Source organism: Vibrio sp. bablab_jr001 (genome assembly GCF_016464285.1).
GTDB classification, from domain to species: domain Bacteria; phylum Pseudomonadota; class Gammaproteobacteria; order Enterobacterales; family Vibrionaceae; genus Vibrio; species Vibrio fluvialis.
The window spans coordinates 35,942-60,178 of sequence record NZ_JACDWZ010000103.1; the positions used below are offsets into that span (position 1 = coordinate 35,942).

The 24,237-nt window shown below is 52.3% G+C and carries 19 protein-coding genes; 4 read left to right on the plus strand and 15 right to left on the minus strand.

Annotated features, from left to right (window positions below; all coding sequences use genetic code 11):
- Positions 1-109: 109 nt before the first annotated feature.
- Positions 110-628: a phosphoribosyltransferase family protein gene (locus JIG40_RS19755; RefSeq protein ID WP_199465933.1), complete on the minus strand. Its 519-nt coding sequence runs from the start codon at positions 626-628 to the stop codon at positions 110-112.
- A gap of 13 nt (positions 629-641) precedes the next feature.
- Positions 642-1,430: a DeoR/GlpR family DNA-binding transcription regulator gene (locus JIG40_RS19760; RefSeq protein ID WP_199465934.1), complete on the minus strand. Its 789-nt coding sequence runs from the start codon at positions 1,428-1,430 to the stop codon at positions 642-644.
- A 128-nt stretch (positions 1,431-1,558) separates the two neighbouring features.
- On the opposite strand from JIG40_RS19760, the gene JIG40_RS19765 reads away from it, so the two are divergent.
- Both JIG40_RS19765 and JIG40_RS19770 read left to right on the plus strand, forming a co-directional pair.
- Complete coding sequence (locus tag JIG40_RS19765; RefSeq protein ID WP_158126175.1) at positions 1,559-2,113, plus strand: sugar O-acetyltransferase; 555 nt, start codon at positions 1,559-1,561, stop codon at positions 2,111-2,113.
- 271 nt (positions 2,114-2,384) lie between these two features.
- On the plus strand, positions 2,385-3,461 hold the full coding sequence (locus JIG40_RS19770; RefSeq protein ID WP_024375176.1) for a sensor domain-containing diguanylate cyclase: 1,077 nt from the start codon (positions 2,385-2,387) through the stop codon (positions 3,459-3,461).
- Between the two features lies 1 nt (position 3,462).
- On the opposite strand, the gene JIG40_RS19775 is transcribed toward JIG40_RS19770, so the two are convergent.
- Entirely contained in the window at positions 3,463-5,088 is a 1,626-nt protein-coding gene (locus JIG40_RS19775) for a methyl-accepting chemotaxis protein (RefSeq protein WP_199465935.1), read from the minus strand.
- Positions 5,089-5,263: 175 nt separating this feature from the next.
- Entirely contained in the window at positions 5,264-6,061 is a 798-nt protein-coding gene (locus tag JIG40_RS19780) for an arylamine N-acetyltransferase (RefSeq protein ID WP_199465936.1), read from the minus strand.
- Positions 6,062-6,752: 691 nt separating this feature from the next.
- Here JIG40_RS19780 and alr point away from each other — a divergent pair.
- The gene (alr, locus tag JIG40_RS19785; protein ID WP_199465937.1) at positions 6,753-7,838 is read left to right on the plus strand and encodes an alanine racemase; all 1,086 of its coding nucleotides are present in this window, start codon (positions 6,753-6,755) and stop codon (positions 7,836-7,838) included.
- Between the two features lie 56 nt (positions 7,839-7,894).
- Here the strand turns inward: alr and JIG40_RS19790 are convergent, their stop codons facing one another.
- The 5 genes from JIG40_RS19790 to JIG40_RS19810 are packed head-to-tail and all read right to left on the minus strand — an operon-like array spanning position 7,895 to position 14,882.
- Positions 7,895-9,643: a peptidase M14 gene (locus JIG40_RS19790; protein ID WP_199465938.1), complete on the minus strand. Its 1,749-nt coding sequence runs from the start codon at positions 9,641-9,643 to the stop codon at positions 7,895-7,897.
- Positions 9,640-10,494: an ABC transporter permease gene (locus JIG40_RS19795; RefSeq protein ID WP_199465939.1), complete on the minus strand. Its 855-nt coding sequence runs from the start codon at positions 10,492-10,494 to the stop codon at positions 9,640-9,642. The genes JIG40_RS19790 and JIG40_RS19795 overlap by 4 nt, the downstream gene beginning before the upstream one ends.
- Positions 10,495-10,498: 4 nt before the next feature.
- A complete protein-coding gene (locus tag JIG40_RS19800) occupies positions 10,499-11,422 on the minus strand; it encodes an ABC transporter permease (RefSeq protein WP_020328330.1) in 924 nt (307 codons plus the stop codon).
- 54 nt (positions 11,423-11,476) lie between these two features.
- A complete protein-coding gene (locus JIG40_RS19805; RefSeq protein ID WP_075989609.1) occupies positions 11,477-13,006 on the minus strand; it encodes an ABC transporter substrate-binding protein in 1,530 nt (509 codons plus the stop codon).
- Positions 12,975-14,882, minus strand: coding sequence for an ABC transporter ATP-binding protein (locus JIG40_RS19810; protein WP_199465940.1), 1,908 nt, complete (start codon positions 14,880-14,882; stop codon positions 12,975-12,977). The genes JIG40_RS19805 and JIG40_RS19810 overlap by 32 nt, the downstream gene beginning before the upstream one ends.
- Before the next feature lie 188 nt (positions 14,883-15,070).
- On the opposite strand from JIG40_RS19810, the gene JIG40_RS19815 reads away from it, so the two are divergent.
- Positions 15,071-15,997 carry a LysR substrate-binding domain-containing protein gene (locus JIG40_RS19815; RefSeq protein WP_032082084.1) on the plus strand — a complete coding sequence of 309 codons (927 nt, stop codon included), beginning with the start codon at positions 15,071-15,073 and terminating at the stop codon, positions 15,995-15,997.
- Positions 15,998-16,018: 21 nt separating this feature from the next.
- Here JIG40_RS19815 and JIG40_RS19820 read toward each other — a convergent pair whose 3' ends face one another.
- The 6 genes from JIG40_RS19820 to JIG40_RS22920 form a co-directional block, all read right to left on the minus strand.
- A complete protein-coding gene (locus tag JIG40_RS19820) occupies positions 16,019-17,029 on the minus strand; it encodes an HD domain-containing phosphohydrolase (protein WP_199465941.1) in 1,011 nt (336 codons plus the stop codon).
- An 11-nt stretch (positions 17,030-17,040) separates the two neighbouring features.
- A complete protein-coding gene (locus JIG40_RS19825; RefSeq protein WP_199465942.1) occupies positions 17,041-20,400 on the minus strand; it encodes a PAS domain S-box protein in 3,360 nt (1,119 codons plus the stop codon).
- Positions 20,401-20,668: 268 nt separating this feature from the next.
- The gene (locus tag JIG40_RS19830) at positions 20,669-21,298 is read right to left on the minus strand and encodes a hypothetical protein (protein ID WP_199465943.1); all 630 of its coding nucleotides are present in this window, start codon (positions 21,296-21,298) and stop codon (positions 20,669-20,671) included.
- A 10-nt stretch (positions 21,299-21,308) separates the two neighbouring features.
- Positions 21,309-22,313, minus strand: a complete 1,005-nt coding sequence (locus JIG40_RS19835; protein WP_158152030.1) for a 5'/3'-nucleotidase SurE — start codon at positions 22,311-22,313, stop codon at positions 21,309-21,311.
- 157 nt (positions 22,314-22,470) lie between these two features.
- Positions 22,471-23,574: a hypothetical protein gene (locus tag JIG40_RS19840; protein WP_158152029.1), complete on the minus strand. Its 1,104-nt coding sequence runs from the start codon at positions 23,572-23,574 to the stop codon at positions 22,471-22,473.
- Positions 23,571-24,237: hypothetical protein (locus JIG40_RS22920; protein WP_244662705.1), on the minus strand; the 667-nt coding region annotated here is incomplete at its 5' end. The genes JIG40_RS22920 and JIG40_RS19840, both read right to left, overlap by 4 nt.

The window sequence follows — 24,237 nt, forward strand, 5'->3', positions numbered from 1 at the left end:
ATCAGATTTATTGGCAGGTATAGCGTGGGAAGGTGACAGACGTGTTAATACAACTGAATAAAATCGCTGACATTTAAATCGCTATTGCGATTCAACGCACAGCTCGTGACTACTTCACCAACTTAGAGACAAACGGCACGTTTCTCAGTTTGTCTTGCCAGGGCAATCCGTACCCAACCAACAGGTCATCGTTGTCCATTTCATAGGCGTAGTATTGCGTGACCGGAATATCAACGCGGTTAGGTTTGACGAACAGGGTTGCGATGGCGAGCGACTTCATTGCGTAGTTGGCCAACAGAAACTCCACGATTCTTTTCATGGTACCGCCCGACTCAATGGCATCATCAACCAGAATGACATCCTGCCCGACCAGCGCGATGTTTTCATGAAAGACGATCTGTGATTGGTTGTTTCTGTCCCCCGGAGTATGAGGGCAAGAGATGTAATCCATCCGAACGTCTGGCTGTAACTGGCGAACTAAATCAGCGGTAAACAATATGCCGCCCGGAACCACACTGACGATCACCACGTCGCGATAATTCTGGTTAATTTTCTCAGCCACGAGTGCGACACCGCTTTGGATTTGCGCTTCAGTTAATACCAAATCGCCAATATGTTTATTCGTCATGCATTTTCTACCTTTATTGCTGCTCATCGCCAGCGTGACTGTCAAGAATATGGGCACCACGCTCTGCAAGCGCGCGCGTCAGGTTGTCTGGCGTTGATGCACCGTCACACACCAAATAATCAACATCCGTCGTCGCCATCAGAGAAAACGGCGCGTAAGTTTCCACTTTATCGGGCGTAAACAGCACAACCTTGGCACCACTCTGCTTGAGCAACTGGCGTTTAAACTGGGCATCAGGATAGTGCAGCGCCGTAAAACCATGCTCTTGCGACCAGGCACATACACCGATAAACATCAGGTCAAAGTGAAACATCTGAACATCGGCCAGTGCTTTGGCATCCACCGCGCCGCCAATGGCGGCATCAATCTGGCCACCGATCAAAATGGTGTTAATCGCTCCCCGATTGTAAAGAGACATCGCAATGTGGATGGAATTGGTCACTACCGTCAGATTCAGATCCTGCGGCATGCGATCTGCCAGCGCCATATTGGTGCTGCTGGCATCAATGAAAATCAGTTGATTAGGTTTGAGCAACGAGAGCGCGGTTGCGGCAAGGCTCTGCTTTTCAAGTGCATGCTGAGACTGACGCTCATCCACACTGCCATTCGCGGGGGTCAGCACTATCGCGCCACCGTGCGTTCTCTTGCAAAGCCCCATTTCAGCCAGTTTGTTCAAATCTCGTCTGACTGTGGCACCGGTTGTGTTCAACCGCTCGGCGACCTCAGTGGCATTAAGGCTTCCTTCGGCAGCGAGCATATCCAGTAAAATACGTTGCCGCTGCTCTGCGATGCATTTATTCATTCGTCGTCTCCTGAAAATCGTTGACATTGTATCAATTCGATCAAGAATGAACACATTATATGTTTATATTTTTTCATTTAACCAATTTTTTCGTGTTGGGATACTGAAGCAGTTAAAGGTGAACAAAAGTGAACGAGTTTAAAAAAATGGTCACGGGAGAGATCTACGACCCAGCCGATACAGAACTGAAAGCAATGAGAGCGTCGGCACGCGAGAAACTGGATAGGTTTAATCGCAGCCAGTCTGATGAGCAAGCACTGCAGGAGCGCATAATTACTGAGCTGTTTGGCGCTGCAGGCAGCAACATTTCGGTCAATCGTCATTTTCGCTGTGACTACGGCGTAAACATCAAAGTCGGCAACAACTTCTACACCAACTACGACTGCGTCATCCTCGATTGTGCAGAAGTGATCATTGGTGATGACTGCCTGATTGGTCCACAAGTGGGGTTGTACACCGCCTGTCACCCGCTCGATCCTGTTGAACGGGCCAGCGGCAAAGAGTTCGCCAAGCCGATCACGATCGGCAACAACTGCTGGATTGGCGGACATGCAACCATCAACCCAGGTGTGACACTCGGTAACAACGTCGTTGTCGCGTCCGGTGCTGTTGTCACTAAAAGTTTTGGTGACAACGTCGTGATTGCCGGCAATCCAGCGAGAGTCATTAAATCGCTGGAATAATCGCTCAGCTTTCTCACCTGACTTTCTCACCTGACTTCCTCACGTGATATAGCTTGGTAAACTGGTTAGCGGATTCTCTGTTAGTCAGTTTACCGCTATGTCCATTGCGCTGATCAATACGCTGATTATTTCCGCTATGTCAGAACGATGAATCCATGCCATCTTTGGCCAAATTGGTTCATAATCTCTGCTTTTACAGCCACGAATAATCGCAATTCGTCAAATTTATGCTACCTAATGTATATAGGTAAGACAGACGCAAGGACAAAATATGGTTTCAGAGCGAGTGATTGAACTGGGCGAACACACGCGACGCAGTAGCAGTAATGCCATTTGCTTTCCGGTTGATTTCGTTCACCATTTGGCAAAATCGCGTACCTTGCAGAATGTGCTCGACACCGTTGCCACATGGATACACCACATCTTTGATGCCGAGCGAGTCAGCATTACGCTGGCGGACGGAAAAGAGTATCTTAAGCTCTACACCATTTCAGGGAATCAGGCGATTCCGATTGACTTTCGAATGCCAATTGAAGGCTCTTTTGTAGGCCGCGTGTTTAAGAATAAAACCCTGATCATCTGTGACGATGTCACGCTGTCTGATGAGATTGACTGCAAAATGCTGGGTGAATACGGCTTGAACACCTGCATGGACGCGCCGCTTATCAGTGGTGACAGCTGCATTGGCACGCTCAATGTGGCGCACAAACACAAAAACTACTATCGCTTAGAAGACGCCGAAAAACTGCAGTGTATCGCTAACTGGATTTCCATCAATATCGCCTTGCATTTGCAACTGGTTGAACTCGAACTCCTGGCCACCACAGATGAGCTGACCGGTTCGTTCAATCGCCGATGCTTTATTAAAGAGCTCAAAGAGCGACTCAACGATTATCACCAGAAGGAAGAGGCGTTTTTCGTCGCGATTCTGGATCTGGATGAGTTCAAGAAATTAAACGACAGCTACGGCCATGATATGGGCGACAAAGCGTTGCAGTATTCGGTGGACATCATCGACGCGCAATTGGGTGACGATGATCTGCTGGCGAGGATTGGCGGTGAAGAGTTTGGCATCATCATGTCCAACAGTTCGATGGACGAAGCTCTCGCTTGTCTGGAAAAAATCCGCGCAGCAATCGCCTCGTTCTCTATCGATTGTGAAGGACAGCAAATCCATTTCACCGCCAGTATCGGCCTGGCTAAAGTCGATAAAGACGACAGCAACATCGACTTGCTGGTTAAACGAGCCGACATGGCACTGTACGATGCCAAAGGTTCCGGCAGAAACCGCATCGCCATTGATCAGAGAGTGGCCGTCACCTCACCTTCTGAATCCGATGCGGTGTAAATCAGGAGATTTTAAATCGTTTCACCAGCTCATTGAGATGTTCTGCCAGTTTCGCCAGCTCCACACTGGATGCATTGGTTTGATCCGCCCCGGCGGAGGTCTGCACCGACAAATCTTTTATGTGCACCAGATTCTCGTCCACTTCTTTCGCCACCACGGCCTGCTGCTCTGCGGCACTGGCAATCGTGGCGTTCTGAGCATTCATTTCGCTGACCAGCACAGAAATCTCTTCAAAAGCTGCACTGGCGTCATTCGCCACGGCTAACGTGGAATGCGCCAGATCGTTGCTGCGCCCCATTTTGCTGACTGTCTGTTTGGTTTCAGAGCTGACCGCGGTGATCATCGCTTCAATATCAGAAGTGGATTGCTGTGTACGATGAGCCAACGCCCGCACTTCATCGGCCACCACCGCAAAGCCACGGCCGTTGTCTCCGGCACGTGCCGCTTCAATGGCCGCGTTGAGGGCCAGTAAGTTGGTCTGCTCGGCAATGGCACGAATCACATCCAACACCGTACTGATATTCGCCACGTTTTCGGAAAGCACCAACACGCTGTTTTCTGCATCCTGCATGTCCGATTTCAGTAACTCAAGAGCCTTAATCGTTTCACCAATTTTGCCTTTACCGCTCTGAGTTTTCTCGTCCATCACTTCCGCGTTGGCGCTGGTCGCACTGGCCGTGCGCGCAACTTCTTCAATGGCTGACGTCAGTTCACTTACCGCGGTTGCGGCCAGACCCAATTGGTCACTCTGCTGCGTCACGATAACCGATGATTGATTGGTCACCACACTCAGCTCTTCCGACGTTGCCGCCAGTTGGGTGGATGAATCGCCAATCAGAGAAATGGCTCTCGCCAGTTGCTGCTGCATATCCGCCAGTGATTGCAGTAAATCGGCCGCTTCATCGCGGTGCGGGTCAGAGAACTCTTGTGTCAAATCACCTGCGGCGATTTGCTTGGCAACATTGACGGCATTGTGCAAAGGCACAATCAGGCTGCGGCTGTAAAAGTAAGCCAACAACAAGATCGCCAGCAGAGTCAGGCCAATACCGACATAAACCAGGTTACGCGCGTTCAGATAGGTTTGCGTAGCGGCATCGTTGTCACGTCCGGCCATGGTTTTCTGAAATGCGTCATACCGATCGAGCACGGCTTCCAGTTTGGTGATGAGCGGCACAACGGTGTCTTCGCGATACCGCACCGACGCTTCCAGCTCGCCTTTGTCCGTTAGCTGGAAAAGCTGAGGCAAGGCGTCCGTCAGTTGGTTGTGCAGTTGACTGACTTCGTTGAGTAGCTGACGAGAATCCGGATTATCAGCCAGATCAGACATCGCCGATTCAGCCGCATCATAATCGCGGATGATGGCATCGATACGAGTCTGGATTGCACGCTGTTGCTGCGGGGTTTTCGCGTCGGAAAGTTCGCTGACCGCAATTTGGGTGCGTAAAATGCCACGGCGTAACTCCGCCACCGTTGATATAGCGGGCATGCGATGCAAAGTGAGAATATCGGTTGTGTCGTTAAGGTGAGAAAGTTGGGAGACGGAGAACAGGCCCAATATCAGTGTACAAATACCCACAACACCAAACGCCAAGGCGCTTCTCAGCCCGATTCGAATGTTTCTGATCATATGCTTTCCTTATGAAAGTCAGCTAACGGCGACGCGCGATACGCCCCACAGCTAAACTCTATGAAGGATTTCTTAAGAGATTCTTAAGCTAAGCCACAGATCGCTAAAGATTCATGGGTTACACATCAGAGTTTAATCCACTTCACACATTGTGAGGTCTATCAGTAGTGGCATGTTACTCACCGAAATAGCCTTTCAGCACGTCGAACGGGACACGAGGCGCAATGCCAAAGTGTTGTTTCAGCGCCGAAAAGTAGGAGTACTCATCATTAAGAAGGATCTGCTCGGTATTGTTGCCATCGCGAATAGTGAGCTTGTTATTGAGCAAAGTGGTGATGCCGTTTGGCGTCGGCATCACCGCTACACAGGCGTTGGTAAAAACGGAACTCGGATGGGTCGAGGTGAAATGGTTACCGTACTGAATGTCCGCTGGGCAGACAAAACCCAGATCCAGACTGTAAAGATCGCTCCACTCATCGCCGTTTTTGCTTTGCAGCATCACACCATAATCAGCACGCTCAACAAAACGCAGCGTCTGATAATCGAAGGTCATTTCCCGATTCAGCACAAGCGGCATCACCTGACGCGGTGTATTTGCTCCAAAGCCAGCATCCACCAGCCAAGACTGCTCTCCCAACATGACTAAACTTAATTGATGACTGCGTCCCGTCGGCTGCCCTGAGAGGTGAACGCGTCCCAACAGTGGCCGAGCATCAAACCCGAGAGTTTGCATCACTCGCATTAGTAAGACATTGACTTCAAAACAGTAACCGCCCCGCTTTTCCGCAACCAGCTTATGAAAAACAGCCGCAGGATCGAGATCGATTCCTTTGCCGGATACCACATCAAAATTTTCAAACGGTATGCTTCGGTGTTGGTTTTGATGCAGCAATCTCAAACCGCGTTCATCCAATGTTGGTGTGTCTGATAAACCGATACGTTCGAAATACTGAGTCAGCAAACTGGCATCCATCGTCGTCGTCCTTATTGATTATGAAGTCATGGCCATAATGTCGTCTCTCGCGCTGAGCTTCAACCTGAAACACGAAATATACCCTCGCCCGTTTCCAACATGCCACCGAGAACGCAGCGTGCGTTTTACCGTAAATCCTGCCTGACTACATTTTGACAACATATTTGCCTGTCACAAAAACCGGGCACAGGACCATACGTTAAAATCCCTTCGCTATCAGATTTATATAAATTCGTCGTTAGATTCGATTAAAGCACATTTCACTGCATGAAAATCGAGTGAGATCTGACCAGATAAGGCTTTGATTGCGATTAAAACGCGAATCACATGGTCATATTTTGCACTGTGATAAGCAATAGGTGACTGAATACGGTTATTTTGTACAGAAATCAGCCTAAAGAGAACGAAATCATCGTTAAATCCCATCTAAACCACATGGATAAAGGCGTTGAGAATTCGAATTTAGGAAACTCTTTTTTTATACCGCTCACCAGAATTTTATATAAGTACAAACCTCGCACAAAGCACTCCATATTATTCAACATTATTTTAACAGAATATTAGACAAGAATAATGCAAACATCACAGTTACATACTCTACAAATCACTAACACAAGCAATGATTTTGCTACATAATTACCACCATTCAGGAGTTATCCTCTAAAACCAATGTATGTCAGCAGGAAGCCACATGATTACCGCCCAAGCACGAATCGACCTAAACGCTTTACAACATAACTATCGCCAGCTCAAATCGTTGAGCGGTTCGCAAAAAGTGGTTGCGGTGATCAAAGGGGATGCGTACGGGCACGGTGCGGTGCAATTGGCGCAAGCTCTGCCAGAAGCTGACTTGTTTGCGGTGTCACGTCTGGAAGAAGCGGAAGAACTGCGTCAGGCGGGCATCAACCAACCGATTTTGTTGTTGGAAGGCTGTTTCTGTGGCGAGGATTTACAACGCGCCGCTGAGATGAACCTTGCTACGACGATTCACTGCGAAGAGCAGCTTTGCGATCTTGAAAACCGCGAACTGGCGAACCCTGTAAACGTATGGCTAAAAGTAGACACGGGCATGCATCGTTTGGGCGTACAGCCTTACGAAGTGTCGGATTACGTTGCGCGTATCGAGCGAACGCAAAAACTGAAAGATAAAGTTGGCTTTATCAGTCACTTTAGCTGCGCAGATGACATTAACCACCCAACCACGCAGCGTCAGTTGGCCTGTTTTAATGAAGCCACGGCGCAGTATGACGGGCCAAAGACCATCGCCAATTCGGCAGGCATTCTGTTCTGGCCACAGTCACAATACGATGTCGCCCGTGCCGGCATTGCGCTGTTTGGCATTTCGCCAAGTGCGGCTCATACCGGGTCAGATCACGCCTTGATTCCAGTCATGACGCTCACCACTCGCCTGATTGCCGTGCGCAAACATCAGGCCAGCCGCCCGGTTGGCTATGGTGAAACCTGGCTGGCAGAGCGTGATACCAATATCGGGGTCATTGCGATGGGTTATGGCGACGGCTATCCGCGCTGCGCGCCAAGTGGTACGCCTGTGTACGTGAATGGCCGCCAAGTGCCCATTGTCGGTCGGGTTTCGATGGATATGATCACCGTCGATCTCGGTCCGGATGCCCAAGATAAAGTGGGTGATGAGGTCGAAATGTGGGGGCAAAACCTGCCGATCGAAACCATTGCCAACCACGTGGGGACTATCCCTTATGAGCTGACCATCAAACTGACGCCACGCGTCAATCGCTGCTACAACGACAATCAGCAGTAAGTAAACCAAAAGGAAAGCTGTTGTGCTTTTTTACGAAGCACAGCAGCTTTCTTGTTTTAGCTCAGTGACTGGTGTACCCGATACGCCGCCAGCACCGTTTCCATCTGCACCGTATGACCGGCAATAAAGTCGTCGCCATAAATCGACTCGTCCGGATATTCGGTGATGAGTTGCAGTGGGAAATCCGCCTGCTCCACCGATGACACAAAACACGGATAGCCGTTAATCATACGAAACCCGGTTTCGCCCGCATGCTGTTCATATAGGGCAATCTGTTTGCGGTTCATGGCAATAACCTCAGAGCAGTGTTGTAACTCAAGAGTCAGGGCATCAACAAAACGCTCGGCGTACTCCTGCCACTGCGGCGTATCCAGATGACGCACCACCAAAAAGAAACCTTTAGGAATGGTCCACATCTCAAATCCCTGCGGCACATAGCCAGAAAACGGCCGGGTCCACTCATGAGACGGATAACCATGCAGATTGACGTGCAACTGCGCCTGACTAAGCGCTTGCGCCTGCCTGCGAATTGCTTTTTCGTACAAAGGTTCCGCCGTGCGATACTCCAAATCATCACCCAGTGCGGTGTAGCGCGCCGCATGATGCATGTGATGCGGATTGGACTGAATCAGCTCCTGATGCAGTGCATAACCATCCGGGTTTTCCAGTGGTGAGATGACTAAATGCGCGTTCGCCTGCTGGCTCAGGAGGCGTGCAGCTCTAAGAACGCCAACCACCCCCGTCGTTTCATTGGCATGCTGGCCGCCACTGACGACAACGGCTTTGTCGCTGCCCGCAATGTAAGTGGCATTAACCCGTTTCCCGCTTACCGTATGAGCAGCAAAGGGCTCACCCCCTAAGGTTTCCAGTTCAAACATCACCTGCTGCTCGCTCAGCGGATGGCCTGCGCTTGCCAACACCTCAGCCGTATGCGTTAAGTGGGTGTGCTGATACGCTGTCAGTGCAACATCAATGTGCACCTGACTACCAGCACAACGAGTGATGTTAGGTACGATCTGTCCAGGCTGACAGTCGCGCGCGGTCGCGTTTTTGCCTTCCCGGGTTTTAAACCACTCCTGAACGGAGAAATAGAGGTCTTCGTGAAGCGCTTCGCGCAAGCTGATCACTTCATGATCGTAGCCAAGCGCGTCATCCTCAGTTGGCAACTGAATGTTGATCTCCAGCCGCTGAAAGTACGGTGCATGATTCGGCCAGTCGTGCTGGGCAATCACCTGCATCACCGCCCGATAGGCTTGCTCGTAATCGCTGCTCAGAGCTTCGTCTTTTATCACTTCGCCTTCAGGGTTCGTTATCCGCAACCAGGCCGTTGGTGACAACTGCTCAGCACCGGTTGCGTCCGGACGAACAAGGTTCGGCGCCAGCACAAACAGCGACTGTGTCTGCCCCGCTTTGCTGGTTACGTTAAGTTGATACCGGTCTGTCAGGTTGCTGTCGGCCACAAAGCGCACGTTTTTATCCTGCAGCAATGCGCCCAGCGGATACGCCTCAAGCAGAAAACGCTTTTCTGATGCATGTGGATTGAGCGGATAGCGCACTTCAATCTGCTCTGGAACGGATTCGCTAATCGCGGTGCTTTCCAGACAAAAGTGCACCAGTGGTTTATAGGCGCTATAGATAAACGCCTCGATCCCCAATTCCCGTAGTGCACGCTGCGCCTCGGCGCGCGAAGCTTGATCGTTAAAAGTCCACAGTTCAACCTGATGACCGCGATAGCCAGATTGACTGAGTTCGGCCACCCATTGGCTCAAACTGGAATGGATTACCTGAGATAACAAGGTCGTCATTTGGCGGTTCTCCCGGTTGGATCAAGTGTGTCACGAAGCCAGTCGCCCAATAGGTTGAGCCCGAGCACCGTCAGCAGAATCGCCATACCGGGGAAGAAGCTTACCCACCAGGCAGTCTGAATGTAGGTACGACCGTCCGCCAACATTCCACCCCAGCTTGGAGTGAGCGGATCCACGCCAAGGCCTAAGAACGTCAGACTGCTTTCCAGCAGAATGTTGTTGGCAACGTTTAACGTCATCAACACGATAACCGGGCCAATCAGGTTCGGCAGCAAGTGCTGAAACAGAATATTGAAGTGGCTGACGCCGATCGCCTTAGCCGACTGAATAAACTCGCGGTCGCGTAGCGACAGCACCGAGCCGCGCACCAAACGGGCGTACTGCACCCATTGCGAAAGAATGAGCAGAATAATCATGTTGGTCAGACCGCCACCGACAATCGCGATGAACGTGATCGCCAGCAGAATGAACGGCATCGCCAGTTGAATGTCGGCAAAACGCATCACGACGACATCCCAGAAGCCGCGAAAGTATCCTGCAACCAACCCCATCACCACGCCAAAGCCGACTGCGCCGAGCACAGAGATAAAGCCAACCTGCAGCGATACGGCACCACCGGAGACAACGCGAGCCAACACGTCGCGCCCGAGCGGGTCGGTGCCAAACCAGTGTGCCGACTGAGTAAACGGCGCCACTAGTCGGGCGGTTAAGTTAATTTTGTCGGAGGCGCCCTGAAAGATAACGTCTGACAGCAGCACCAGCACGATCATGCCGATGGTCAGCACCGAACCTAAAATGAATTCGAGATTGTTGAAACGCGTAAAGCGTTTGCTTTGAATGGCAGTTGTCATGCTACTACTCCGTTCTGATACGTGGATCAATCAGGCCATAAGCCACGTCCACTAACAGGTTCACGCCGACAATCAACATCGACAACACGGTGATCACCGCCTGCAACACCGGATAATCGCGCGCGCTGACCGCATCAAACGCCAGCGTGCCCAGTCCCGGCCAGTTAAACACCTTCTCAATCACGACTATGCCACCCAACAAGCCACCAAATTGCAGACCGAAATAGGTGATCAGGGGAATCGCGCAGTTACGTAGTGCGTGTTTGTACAACACTTTGGTTTCGCTCAGGCCTTTAGCGCGAGCCACCATAATGTATTGCGATTGCAGCGTTTCCAGCATTGCGGTGCGCACCAGTCGCACATTGGTTGCGGTGAGGATGACGGCCATGGTGAATGCCGGCATCAGAAAACTGGCGATGCCGTCCATGCCACTGGGCGGCAGCCATTGCAACGTGACAGAGAAAATCAGCACCAACATCAAGGCCAGCCAGAAGTTGGGGAATGACAAACCAATCAGCGACGTCACGCGAATCAGTTGATCGACCCATTTTCCTTTCGAGACTGCGGCTTTGATGCCAAGCGGAATGGAAAGCAGAATCGAGATAATCATGACCGCAAACGCGAGCAGCACGGTGGCAGGTAAAGAGATTTCAATCAACGATGAGACCGGCGTGCCGCCAAGGAAACTGTTGCCAAAATCACCGGACAGCAGCCCGAGCAGAAACTCGCCATACTGAACCAGAAACGGCTTGTTCAGCCCCATCGATTCACGAATCAGCGCCAAGTCAGCTTCCGTGACACTCCCCGCGCCCTGAGTCAGCATCAACGCCGGATCGCCCGTCATACGAATTGCCCAAGCCACCAAGAGGGTGATCGACAGCAATACGAACACCGCCTGAATCAGGCGTTTAAGCAAAAAATTGGTCATCAACTTGTCCTTAAGTCTGAGCGAAGGCCACCCCAAACGGGGTGGCGTCAGAGGTTATTCAACCGTTACGTCGGTCAGGCGCAGACGACTGTCCGGCACTGGCGTGAAGTTTTTCACGCGTTTCGATACGCCAAAAATGGCATTCAGGCTGTACAGCGGCATTTCCAGTGCGCGATCGGCGGTGTAATTGGCGATCGATTTCAGAATCGTTTCGCGTTTTGGCTGATCGATGATGGAGCGTTGTGATTCCAGCAGCTTATCCAGTTCCGGATCGCTGTCGTATGGGTTCCACTTCTCACCGGTGTGGTACATAAAGTAAGCCGTATTGTCGTAATCCAGCGTCCAGCCACCCCAAGATTGCTGGAACATCGCACCGGTTTTACCCGATGGAATAATGTCGTTCAGCAGCACGTTGGTTTCGTAAGGCTTGATGATCGCATTCAGGCCGATGATTTGCAGGTAGCTTGCGACCGCCTGCGTCACTTCATTGAACGTTGCATCGTTACCACGAATATCCAACTGAATCTTAGTCCCCGGCTTCACACCGGCTTCTTTAAGCAGTTGCATCGCTTTATTCGGATCATAAGGCAGCGGCTTCATCGCCGTGTCGTTACCAAACGAAATCGCACTCTGGAAGCTGGCAATCGGTTCAGCCTGGCCGCCAAGGATTGAATCGATGATCGCCTGACGGTCCACGCCATAAATCAGCGCCTTACGAACGCGCTCATCTTTAGTGATACCGCTTTTCGAGTTAAAGCGCAGCGCATACACCGTCGGGCTTTGCGTGGTCACCACATCCAGTTTCGGATTGGCGTTAATGGTCGGAATCATGCCAATCGGAATGGTCGGAGGAATAACCAGATCAACCCGCCCTGATTGCAGTTCTGCCACCGCAGTCGAAGGCTCGGAGATAAAACGATAAGTCAGTTGCGACAGTTTTGGCGCGTTGCCCCAGAAGCCGGCATACGGTTCAAGCTCGATCGACACTTTCGGGCTGTAGGCTTTGAACTTAAACGGCCCCGTACCGACAGGATGAGTGTTGAAGTACGCGTCGCCATGCTCCTGAATGTATTTTGGCGGCACAATCATCGCCCCATAACCTGCCAGTTTGGTCAGCAGCACCGGATCAGGGGCGTTAAGATAGAAGTCCACCGTGTAATCATCGATGATTTCCACGTGATCGATCGCGGTGTAATTTGAACGCTGCGGCCCTTTCTTACCTTCATCCCCCAGCAAACGGTCAAAGGTAAATTTTACTGCCTGAGCGTTAAAGGGTTCGCCATTATGAAAAGTGACATTCTCACGCAGATGAAAACGGATACGTTTACCGTCGTCGAGCTGCTCCCACGAAGTCGCCAGCCCGGGTTTCAATTGCAAATCCGGACCGCGATACGTCAGGCCGTCATACAGGTTGGTGGCCACAGAAGCCCAGTTAACCAGAAAGGTATCAATCGGATCCCAACTGCCCGGATCCTGCGGGGAAGACACCGTCAGCGATCCCGCCGCCAGACTCCACGACGAGAAGGTCAATCCGGCAACCAGGCCGGCTGATTTAAGCCAGTGTTTCGGTGTGTGTTTCTTCATAAACGTATTCTCCATCTACGATAGGTTGGAACATCCCTTCCTTTGGGATTTCCGCCACAAAATGTCCGGGGCTGATTTCCACATGCTGCACGGCAGCAGGCTCATCACCCACCGCTCGTACCGGACTGGGGATATCACCGGTTAGTCGCACGTGTTTGCGTTGCAGCGTCGGGTCCGCAACCGGAACCGCACTGAGTAATTTCTGGGTATATGGGTGAGTCGGCGTTTCCAGCACCTGCTGACGGCTGCCAAGCTCCGCGATCTGGCCGAGGTACAACACCGCGACACGGTGGCTGATTTTTTCCACCACAGCCATGTCGTGACTGATGAACAGATATGCGATACCGAATTCTTCCTGCAATTCCATAAACAGATTGATGATCTGCGCCTGAATCGACACGTCGAGCGCCGACAGTGCTTCATCGGCAATGATCAATTTCGGTTTTGACGCCAGTGCGCGGGCAATACAGATGCGCTGACGCTGACCACCCGAGAACTCATGCGGGTAACGCTTGGCATGTTCAGCGCTAAGGCCAACGCGCTCCAGCAGTTCACCGACACGCTGCTCAATCGCTTTGTCTGAACTGAGCAAACGGTGGGTGCGAATCGGTTCTGCAATCGAGTAACCGACGGTTTTGCGCGGGTCGAGCGAGGCAAACGGATCCTGAAATATGTATTGAATTTCCTGGCGCAGGCGACTTTGTTCTGCTTTAGAACGTGCACTCAGCGCCCGGCCTTCAAACTCAATGTCGCCACTGGTGGCGCGCTGAAGTTGTTGAATGGTTCGGCCGATGGTGGATTTACCAGAGCCCGACTCACCGACCAATGCCAGTGTTTCGCCCGGATAAATATCAAAACTGACCTGTTCAACCGCATGCACGCGATGCGTTGTGCGCCCCCAGAAGTTCTTTTTGGTATCAAAACGGGTCACTAGGTTACGTACCCGCAGCAGCGGAGCATCATTGTATTTGGCGGTGTCCTGCTCTTTCTCTTCGCCCACCACTTTGAGTTTGCCGTCATCAATCACCATGACCGGGAAGCGGCACGGATGCTCGCGGCCCGTCATGCTGCCAAGCCGTGGCACAGCGTTGAGCAGAGCCTGAGTGTAAACATGTCGCGGCCGGGCAAACACATCCCGAACTTCGCCCTGCTCGACTTTTTTGCCTTTCCACATAACCACAACATCATCAGCAATTTCCGCCACCACCCCCATATCGTGGGTAATGAAGATCACCGCCATATTGAGCTCTTTCTGAAGGTCCGAAATGATGGCGAGGATCTGCGCCTGAATGGTCACATCAAGCGCCGTGGTTGGCTCATCGGCAATTAATATTTTCGGCTTGCAAGCCAGCGCCATAGCGATCATTACCCGTTGGCGCATACCGCCAGACAGCTGATGCGGATAGCGTTTAAGCATTTCTGCCGCATCCGGCAAGCGCACCATTTCCAGCAGTTTCTGGCTTTCTTTAACAGCGTCAGATTTGCTCATTTGTTCGTGCAGTAGCAACGCTTCGCACAGCTGATCGCCAATAGTGAATACCGGGTTGAGCGAGGTCATCGGCTCTTGGAAAATCATCGCGATCTCTTTGCCGCGAATAGCGCGCATTTCAGCCTGAGAGAGGCTCAGCAGCTCCTGCCCGCCATCAACCGACGGAGAATAGAGAATCTGACCAGAGGGATAAGATGCGCCGCTCATGTCAGCGAGGCGCATGATGGTTTGCGAAGTGACCGACTTGCCTGAACCGGATTCGCCGACGATGGCCAGCGTACGCCCCGGAAAAACCTGAAAGCTCAGGTTTTCAATCACAGTTGACGCACCGAACTGAACGGAAAGATCATTGACGGTAAGAATTGGGGAGTCTTGCCACTCTGCCATCTGTACTTCCTTGTCTGACAGTTTAAAACGAAGACGCCAGCAACCTGTCCGTGATTGCCTTTTGCGTCCCGATAACGAATCAATACCAAGCGGATTTGTTATTGACTCGTTTCCATCATGTAAACTAAAGTCGATGACATCAACTTATATTAAGTCATATTCGATAAACAAATGTTATGGGTTTTTGAATGAAGTTTCGCCAGATTGAAGCGTTCCGCAATATCATGCTCCGCGGTACCACCGCTGCAGCGGCGGCAGAAATGCACGTCACGCAGCCTGCGGTCAGCCGCTTAATCAGCGATTTGGAACACTCGCTCGGATTCCCGCTGTTTGAACGCCGCAAAGGCCGCTTGTATCCCACCCATGAGGCCGGTGAGTTTTTCCGTTCGGTGGAAGAGAGTTTTCTCGGTTTAGAAAAACTGGAATCCGTCGCGGCGCAGATCCGCAGCCAAGCGCCGAAAGAACTCAAAATCGCCGCCACTTCCGCGATCGCCAGTACGTTGTTGCCGATGGTGCTGACCGAGCACCAACGTTATTTTCCACAAGAAAAAGTGGTGATTCACACCGACGGCATGGCAGAAATTGTGATGAAGTTGCAAACCAACTCGGTGGATCTGGCGGTGGGCCTGCAATTGCCGCAATTGAGTGGTATTGAGCAGGAGTTTATCGGCAATGCGCGCTATGTGTTCGCGGCCAGAAAAGGCCATCCGCTGCTGAAAAAGAAGGTGATTACCGCCAAAGACCTTGCCGGAGAATCGGTGATCACGGTGCTCGACAACAACCCCAATTACTGGCAGAAACTGACGCAGGTGCTGAGCGAAGTGGAATCGCAGCTCAGTCGCCGCATCTACATCGACACCTCCCACACCGCATATTCAATGATTGCTCAGGGATTAACCGTGGGCATCCTCGAACCCTTTGCGGCGCGAGTGTGGGCCAACAATGGTGTGGTGACTCGCCCCTTTGAGCCCGCTGTCTATTACCCTTACGGCCTCGCTTATCCAACCAACACCCGCCACCATAAATCGCTCTACCGCTTTACCGAATCGGTCAAACAGGCGGCGAAAAGTATGCCCGAGTTTTTTATGGATGAAGAGAACAGCGTTGGCCAATAGCCAACACGTATCTAGGGTGTGTTATTCCGTCTCCGCCAAGCACTCTTTAAACTGCTCTTTGATGTCAAGAATCTGAGGCAGGTTGGCGATAAACAGGGGAATCAGCTGCGGGTCAAAATGCTTGCCCGCCTGTGTTTGCAGAAACTCGACCGCTTCGTCTACCAGCCAGGCTTTTTTGTACGGCCGCTCGCTGGTGAGCGCATCAAAGACATCGGCAATGGCGGCAATGCGTCCTTCAACCGGAATATCTTCACCCACCAGGCCATGCGGGTAGCCACTGCCATCCCACTTTTCGTGATGGGTAATCGCGATGGTTTGCGCCAAAGCCACCAGTGCCGAGCGAGGTTTCGCTAGAATGCTGGCACCAATCTGCGCATGCTTTTTCATGTGATCAAATTCGTCATGATCAAGCTTACCCGGCTTAAGCAGAATCTGATCCGGAATGGCGATTTTGCCGATGTCATGCATGGTGGAGGCCATACGCAGTTCATCGGCCTGTTCTTCATCCATCCCTGCCGCCATCGCAAGCGTTTTGGCGTAATGGCTCATGCGCTGTACGTGCATGCCAGTTTCGTTGTCTTTGTATTCCGCCGCGCGGCCAAGGCGCTGAATCAGGTCGATTTGCGTTTCGCGCAGCGTTTCGATTTTCACCAGCGAGAGATGCGTTTTAACCCGCGCTCTGACGATGGCAGGCACGATCGGTTTGACGATGTAATCCACACCGCCAATTTCAAACCCTTTTTCTTCATCAATGGTATCGCGCAAAGCGGTAACAAAAATGACCGGAATCGCTGCGGTCGCTGCGTTGGCCTTTAACTGTTCACACACTTCAAAACCGGTCATTTCCGGCATCATGATATCCAGCAGCACCAGATCGACACTCTCCTGCTCCAGCAATGCCAGCGCATCCTGGCCAGAACGGGCAAACGACAGGCGATAATGCTCCTGCAACACCTGGCGCATGACTTTGAGGTTGGCGGGTTCGTCATCAACAATCAGAATTCGCGGTGGCTGTTTCGCAAGCAAAGACATACAGTTTCCTCTTATTGAAGCGCATTCAACGCCTGCTGCATTGCCTGCGCAGCCGCTTTGAAATCGAACTCGTCAATGGCGTTGTGAGCCTCGACAATCTGTTTTTTTATGGTGGCCGGTGACGACTGAAGCAGCAGCGCCGCCAAATCATCGCGCAGCTCCCCTGACTGAGTGGCGTGCAACCAGTCGTTGAGGTGTACGATCAGAGCCGGTGTATCGATCTCTGCATCGGCTGTGATTGGTGTATTCTCCTGCGAATAGGCATTGAGTCTGGCGCTGTCGCGTTTCAGCTCTGCCCAATAGCGTTCAATGTCGGCAAGCGCTTGATTCACGTGAGCAGGCAGATGAGCATCGGCGGATTTTTCCAATTGCGTAAAAGCGTGGAAGAGCGGCATCAATGCCAGATTGCCAGCCAGCCCTTTCAGTGCATGCGCGCGCTCGGCGAGTTGACTCCAGGCACCGTCATCAGCCAGTGCCGACAACGTGCTTGCCACTTCACCCTGTTTGTCGAGCCAGGCTTGTAACTCCAGCGCGTATAAGCGTTCGTCACCCCACAATTTCATCGCCTTTGCGAGATGAACGACTTGATAATCTGAATCTGTGGTTTGTTCACGTTCAACTGCTGGATTAGAGCTGCTGGTTTGCGGCTTGATGTTCAACACGCGCGCCATTTCCTGGGTCAGCTGAGCAAAGTCAACCGGCTTGTTGGCAAAGCCTGCCATGCCTGCATCTCTGGCCTGCAAACGATCTTCAATCAACACACTGGCCGTCAGCGCCACAATCGGGACCTGAGGCAGATTCTGCTCGGCCTCCCAATGGCGAATCTCACGGCTGGCGCCAAGACCATCAAGGTTTGGCATCTGAATATCCATCAGCACCACATCCGGGTGCACCGTCTGATATTGCCGCACCGCTTCGAGACCATCCTGAGCGGTGAATACTGTGTGCCCCTGTCTTTCAAGCAAGATACGCAGCAGGTTAATGTTCTGTTCAATGTCATCACACACCAATACGCGCAGATGCGGCAACGCCACCACCTGAGATGACGGCGTAGCGACGGTCAGTTCACTGGTCGGGAGCGGCAATTCAATCACGAAGCAGCTGCCTCGGCCCGGCTGACTGGTTGCCGAAATCTGGCCACCCATCAGCTCGACCAGCTGTTTAGAAATCGACGTACCCAGCCCCGTACCACCAAAGCGGCGGCTCATTGACGCATCGGCCTGAGTAAAGGGTTCGAAAATCGCGTTCAGGCGCTCCGGCTCAATCCCAATGCCCGTATCGGTCACACTAAAACGTATCCAGTCGGGCTTATCCGTCATCGGGTCGACGGCCAACGTGACGCTGCCGTGCTCGGTAAACTTAATGCCGTTACCGACCAGATTCATCAACACCTGACGAATACGGTCTTCTGCGCCTTCGACCACTTCGGGCAAGTCGGCCGACATAACTAAATCCAGCTCGACCCGTTTGCTTTTTGCCCCCAGCCACAAGGTTGAGATCACGGTGTCGACACACGCCGCCAGCTTAAACGGAATCGGCTCTATTTCGAGTTTGTTCTTCTCCAGCTTGGCGCTGTCGAGAATGTCATTGAGTAGATGCAGCAGCGAACGCGACGACTGACAAATGGTTTGCAGGTGACGACGATTGTCGCCGCTGATGTCGGAATCGAGCAGAATGTCGGTAAAGCCAATGATGGCGTTCATCGGTGTGCGGATTTCGTGGCTCATGTTGGCAAGAAACGAAGCTTTACTTTCCGCCGCATCTTCGGCGCGCAGCTTCGCTTCCAAGAGCTCGCTTTCCATCTGTTTGCGACTTGAGATATCGACCATGACACCGTCTGACCACACAACGTTGCCGTTTTCATCGCGCACAATCATGCCATTTTCCAGTACCCATACCGTATGACCCTCTTTGTGAGTGACCCGGTATTCAATTTCGTACGTTTCCCGTTCATCCAGTGAGTTACGAATGTTGTCGCACAACTGAGGGCGATCTTCTTCGAACAGGCAGTCAAAAAACGATACTTCACCGGAAAGCAGCACATCGGCAGAGTAACCACACAGCTCTGCGACACCGTCACTGAGGTAAATCGGAGTCCAGCCATGATCGAGCAGGCGGCGAAACGACGCACCGGGAATGTTTTGCATCAGCGAGCTAAGGCGCTCCTCGCTTTCACGCAGCTTTTCTTCCATCGCTTTGCGTTGCGAAATGTCCGCGATAAAGCCGACAAACAGCGTTTCACCGTCATCGAGATTGACGCGGCCGACGCCGAGACGTACCGGAATCAAATCACCATTGCGATGACGCGCGTAAACTTCGCGCGGTGAACCGATTACGCTCGCTTTACCCGTTTCCAGATAGCGTTTGAGATAGCCATCGTGCTGCTGTTGATGGTGCGATGGCATCAGCATCGACACATTGCGCCCGAGCACTTCGTTCTCCTGCCAGCCAAATATCTGGCTGACCGCCGCGTTGATGCCCTGAATTTCGCCTTTGGCATTGATGGTGATTACACCGTCGGTTGCGGTATCCAGAATGGCTTGTAGTCGCGCTTCGCCAGAGGTCTTTTCTGACAACAGCTGGCGGTATCGTAGCTGTGAGCTGACGTTGAGTGCCAGCGTGGAAATCAACAATGTGAAGATCGCCACCGCCAACGCGAGCTGCTGATTATCCTGAGCACCAGCATGCATGCCCGCCACAGGGGTAATGCACTCTAACTGTTCAATAAAGCGCGCCGCTTCCATACCGGTGTAATGCATCCCCGAAATGGCCGCGCCCATGATGACCGCGCTGATCAACTTCACGTGCAGAGACCGCAAAGCAGGAAAGCGTTTTCGCAGCAAACGGCGCGCCGAGAGCGCAATAAAAGCCAGAACCACCGCCACCACAATAGAGAGCGCGAACCAGTACGGATCATAGCGCAGCGCCATGTCCATCCGCATCGCTTCCATACCGAGGTAATGCATCGCACCGATGCCTGCGCCGACAATCAGTCCATTGCGCAGCGTGAGGCGAAAGGAGTCCGTTTCATCGATCAGAGATTTGAGCACGATGTAGCTGGCGACAATCGCGGGCAGCAGCGAGAGCGCCGTGATCATTGGGTCGTAATCCATCGAATGCGGCATCGCGAACGCCAGCATGCCGACAAAATGCATACTCCAGATGCCACCTGCCATGATGAAAGCGCCAGAGAACAGAGCGATGCGGCGATATTTGCTGATCACAATATGGCGCGCAGCCGCCGCGAGACGCAGAGCGAAGAACGATGCCATTGAGGCGAGAAACACCGAAAGCAGCACCAGCCACGGGTCATAAGTTCCGGTAACCAGTTTAGATGGGTCGACATCCGTAACAAAAAACTGCTCAAGCATAAGGTGATCGTTCTTCTTGTGATGAATAGATGGTCAGAAACGGCACAAGGTACTATTGATCACCTTCAATGTGTAGTGATTCATGAGAAGAATATCAATTATCTTAGTTATTGATTAACAACCTTATTTTTGTTGTGGATACACTAAATCAGCAAAAGCTGATGCAACTGTTTGAGCCTGCTGAGGAAATTGCTCAACGTCACCATGACGGGGCAAAAAGCAGACAAAGCCGCTGGTGAGCAGCGGCTTTGGAAGAAGAAACAAGGAATCAGATTTTCACCCACACCTGAGGAAACGTCTCGCTGTTGGTCTGAATATTCAGGCTGACCAGAGATTCGTTCTCCGTCTCCAGAGTAACCAGATTCACACTCCCTGCTGCGGCACATGGATCATCTATCAGTTGCATTTCCGCCAAACCATCGACGTCAGCAGTCACGGTCAGACTGCCAGAGCTTTCACAACTTGCGCCACTGACGGTAAGTGCGCCGCTGTCATCGATGCTCATTTGCAGCAGTGCGTCGTGATAACGCGCCTGATAGGAGCCGGCAAAGCTGGCAATATCCACGCTCTCTGCAGAGACCGGTGACAAAATGGTTTCACCATTGCTGTTGGTGCACGCCAGAGCAGCGGCGCTCATTTCGCAACTTAACCCCGCCGCCGAAAATACCAGCTTACCTTCACTACTGCTGCCCACATACGAGGTCTGATGCTCACGTTCATCCCACAGCGTCAGTAACGTCGCCGAATTCTGCACCACAACCTGCGCTGATAAAGGCAGCGTGTCGTCACTCCACACCACACCTTCATACGCGCCTACTTGTATGGTGTTGTCGGTGGGTTTACACCCCCACAATGCGAACGCGCAGCAAAGTGCCATCATCCATTGTTGCTGTTTCATCACCGCTTCCCTACTCCAAACCAATCAAACGCTGGCCAACCAACGCGACTTTGCCGCGCGCTGCCTGCACGTTGCCATCAATCGTGCTGATGGTGATGTAGCCTTCGTTAACCGCGACACCTTCAGAATCTTCACTGCTGTCGCCAGCATCACCAGTGGTGAAAGTCAGCCCTTGCTTGCCAGATAGCGCACTCGTTGCCGCCGCTTGCGCTTCTTCTGAAGTCATGCCACCCGCAATCAGGCTCTGCATGGTGTAGTACAGCGCGGTGGAATCGGTAGACAGATCATCGCTGAATTTAAGCAGCGCACCGCCGCCGTTCCAGCCCACATCGGTAAACTTGTAACCCAGCGTGTTATTCATCTCTTCCGGGGTATTGACGTTCAACCCAGTGTAAGCAGGCAATAGCGGCTGGCCCGAAGGTTGATTGGCCACCAGCTGCGCGACAATCTTAACCACCACGTTCGCCACCAGTTGTGACTGCTCTGCGTCTGACGCGGTATTGGAATTGGCGCTAACCGCAATGGCCGGAATGCCACGGCTGAGTGAAATCATCGCCGCACCGAGCGTGCCGGAGTTGTTGTTCATATAACCAAGGTTGTTACCTTCATTCGGCCCCGAAATCACCAGATCCGGATCTTGCCCCCACACGGCCTGCGCGGCGACATCAATACCGTAAATCGCCGCCATCACTGGCGTTCCTTCTGCGAAACTGGAAAACGCCACCGATGTATCGGTGTCACCGACACAATATTCCTGATCCGCCGACTGGGTCTCATCAACCGACACGGGTTTGAGGAACGTCATCGCGCCGCCTTTGCCACTCTGTCCGGTACAAGGGGCCGACATAATCACATCGTGCCCCGCCGCTTCGAGCGTGCTTTTCATCACCTGAATGTTGGTGGTGTCCCAACTGTCGTCATTCGTCAGCAGAATATTGAGCGCAAAAGATGGGTTGGAAAGCGTCAGGGCGCCACACGCTGCCATCGTCAGGCAGACTTTTGAGAATTGCTTCATGATTGATCCGTTTTTTCACTGTGTTGTCTTCCGCTCAAACTCCGTGTTCGAGCGGTCTGGACGTTACTTTTGCGAAAAAACATGACGCTTCGGTTACAACTTTTCAGTGGTTCAATACAGAGATATCTTTAAAATATTTCCACTAAATTTCAATCAGTTAAAAATCATCGATAGCAATATCAATCCGATTTGGAGACATCTTTAAACGGTAGCAAGACTGCGCGTTTTGATCTTTTCGGCCATTTTCAAAACCGCAAGCTTCCGTGAGCGTCTCCCCAACCACACCCAGCAGCGCCTCTTTAATTTTATTGCGGTTCTGATCGAGGGTTTTGGCCCGCAAACCATGTTGTTTAAGCTCGCTAATGGCGCGCCCATGACCTCCGAATTGCTCCATCAACTCAATCAAACTTTGCGCACTGAACACATCCGGACGGTTCGCTGGCGGGTTGCTCACCCAGCCATTATCGCTCTCACACTTGCGGCGCTGCGCGTACCACAGCCAGTAAATGGCCGGCGTAACCGACAAAGGGATCACCAACGCATTCAGGCGAACCTGAAGTTGACTGGAATGAGTGATGAACTTGAGCGCCAACGGCTGCGAAGCTTGATTGAGCAGTTCAACCGCATCTTCAATCGTGTATGAAGATTGGTAGCTGGCGATCACGGCCAGCAAATAATCACCATCAGGTTCAGCGCTCGGCGCCGAACCGCGAAAATGTTGCAGCGCTTGCTTCCAGACCTTGGCATCAGCTCCCTGCTGAGACAACTGATGCAGCAAACGCTGATCGCTCGGCTTGAGTGGTTGCGGCCGCCATCGCATCAGCAGAGAAGTCAGCCCCGCCGCCAACAGCGCAATACTGACCCATGGCAACCACTGCACATCGCACTGCATGGAAAGGCGCTGTGCCTCACCCTGCGATGGCAGCTGAAGCGTAATCGGGAATCGCAGCCCGTTTGTTGCCGAGTTTGAAGACTCAAACCCGCACGTTGCCAGCACTTGCAACGGGTTGTGCCATTGCAGATTGTTCAGCGTCTCACGGCTTTGCAGCGCAAACAGCACTTGGGTTTCAGCCTGCTCGCCCAATTCAGCACTGTCCCGCCAAACCAGACTACGCGCCGCCTCAACCGGGCCATCAATCAACTGCTGCAAACGTGCCTGAGTCTGTATCACGCTGACCAACAGCGAGATCAGCAGATAACACACGGTCAAGCCAAACACGCGAGCGATCGGTGCGCGGCGTAAAAAGGAAATAAGGTTCATGGGGCGGAAGCTGTCAGCAATTGTTTGAGACGAAGCTGCAACGCTTGCAGCACTTGAACGTCGCGCAATGAACGGGAAACAAACCAGCCACCAGCGGATATGCCCTGCGCAATCGTCGTTTGATAAAACGTATCGCCCTGATACAGCGGGCTGTAATTGGTATCCGGAATGACATCAATCTCCCCCTTCATGAGCGCAGAAACCATCGCCTGACGTGACGGATAACGGTTCACACTGGCAGCATGAATATCAATAGACAGTTGCTCCAGCACTTGTACCGGCAGCTGATAGCCAGAGCGGCTGAAGGTATCACTGAGCAGACCGATACGATGCGTCGCAAGAAATTGCGGCGTGATAGGCTCGCGGGCAAACCACAGCGCATCGTATTGAGGCATGGGTAGCAGGGTCTCGTAGTAGCGTTGATAGTCCGGGCTCAATCCCGCCAGATGATAGTCGCGCCCCCACATCAGATCGAAATCCTGCTGATAGATCATACGTGGCGTCAGTTCACCACGTGGCAACCATTGCACCGTAACATCACTAAAACGGCGATTGAGAACAGGGTCACTGCACAGCGTTGACAGCAGAGGCCTTGCCATAACATGCGCCGGGATCAATATGGTTAGATTGGGCAGCGCTGGGTCGGCGTGTTTTGTTGCCTTA

Excerpts from the sequence above, each read along its gene's own strand:
- JIG40_RS19755 (WP_199465933.1), bottom strand. The coding sequence starts at position 628 with ATGACGAATAAACATATTGGCGATTTGGTATTAACTGAAGCGCAAATC.
- JIG40_RS19760 (WP_199465934.1), bottom strand. The coding sequence starts at position 1,430 with ATGAATAAATGCATCGCAGAGCAGCGGCAACGTATTTTACTGGATATG.
- JIG40_RS19770 (WP_024375176.1), top strand. The coding sequence starts at position 2,385 with ATGGTTTCAGAGCGAGTGATTGAACTGGGCGAACACACGCGACGCAGT.
- JIG40_RS19775 (WP_199465935.1), bottom strand. The coding sequence starts at position 5,088 with ATGATCAGAAACATTCGAATCGGGCTGAGAAGCGCCTTGGCGTTTGGT.
- JIG40_RS19780 (WP_199465936.1), bottom strand. The coding sequence starts at position 6,061 with ATGGATGCCAGTTTGCTGACTCAGTATTTCGAACGTATCGGTTTATCA.
- alr (WP_199465937.1), top strand. The coding sequence starts at position 6,753 with ATGATTACCGCCCAAGCACGAATCGACCTAAACGCTTTACAACATAAC.
- JIG40_RS19790 (WP_199465938.1), bottom strand. The coding sequence starts at position 9,643 with ATGACGACCTTGTTATCTCAGGTAATCCATTCCAGTTTGAGCCAATGG.
- JIG40_RS19795 (WP_199465939.1), bottom strand. The coding sequence starts at position 10,494 with ATGACAACTGCCATTCAAAGCAAACGCTTTACGCGTTTCAACAATCTC.
- JIG40_RS19800 (WP_020328330.1), bottom strand. The coding sequence starts at position 11,422 with ATGACCAATTTTTTGCTTAAACGCCTGATTCAGGCGGTGTTCGTATTG.
- JIG40_RS19805 (WP_075989609.1), bottom strand. The coding sequence starts at position 13,006 with ATGAAGAAACACACACCGAAACACTGGCTTAAATCAGCCGGCCTGGTT.
- JIG40_RS19810 (WP_199465940.1), bottom strand. The coding sequence starts at position 14,882 with ATGGCAGAGTGGCAAGACTCCCCAATTCTTACCGTCAATGATCTTTCC.
- JIG40_RS19815 (WP_032082084.1), top strand. The coding sequence starts at position 15,071 with ATGAAGTTTCGCCAGATTGAAGCGTTCCGCAATATCATGCTCCGCGGT.
- JIG40_RS19820 (WP_199465941.1), bottom strand. The coding sequence starts at position 17,029 with ATGTCTTTGCTTGCGAAACAGCCACCGCGAATTCTGATTGTTGATGAC.
- JIG40_RS19825 (WP_199465942.1), bottom strand. The coding sequence starts at position 20,400 with ATGCTTGAGCAGTTTTTTGTTACGGATGTCGACCCATCTAAACTGGTT.
- JIG40_RS19830 (WP_199465943.1), bottom strand. The coding sequence starts at position 21,298 with ATGAAACAGCAACAATGGATGATGGCACTTTGCTGCGCGTTCGCATTG.
- JIG40_RS19835 (WP_158152030.1), bottom strand. The coding sequence starts at position 22,313 with ATGAAGCAATTCTCAAAAGTCTGCCTGACGATGGCAGCGTGTGGCGCC.
- JIG40_RS19840 (WP_158152029.1), bottom strand. The coding sequence starts at position 23,574 with ATGAACCTTATTTCCTTTTTACGCCGCGCACCGATCGCTCGCGTGTTT.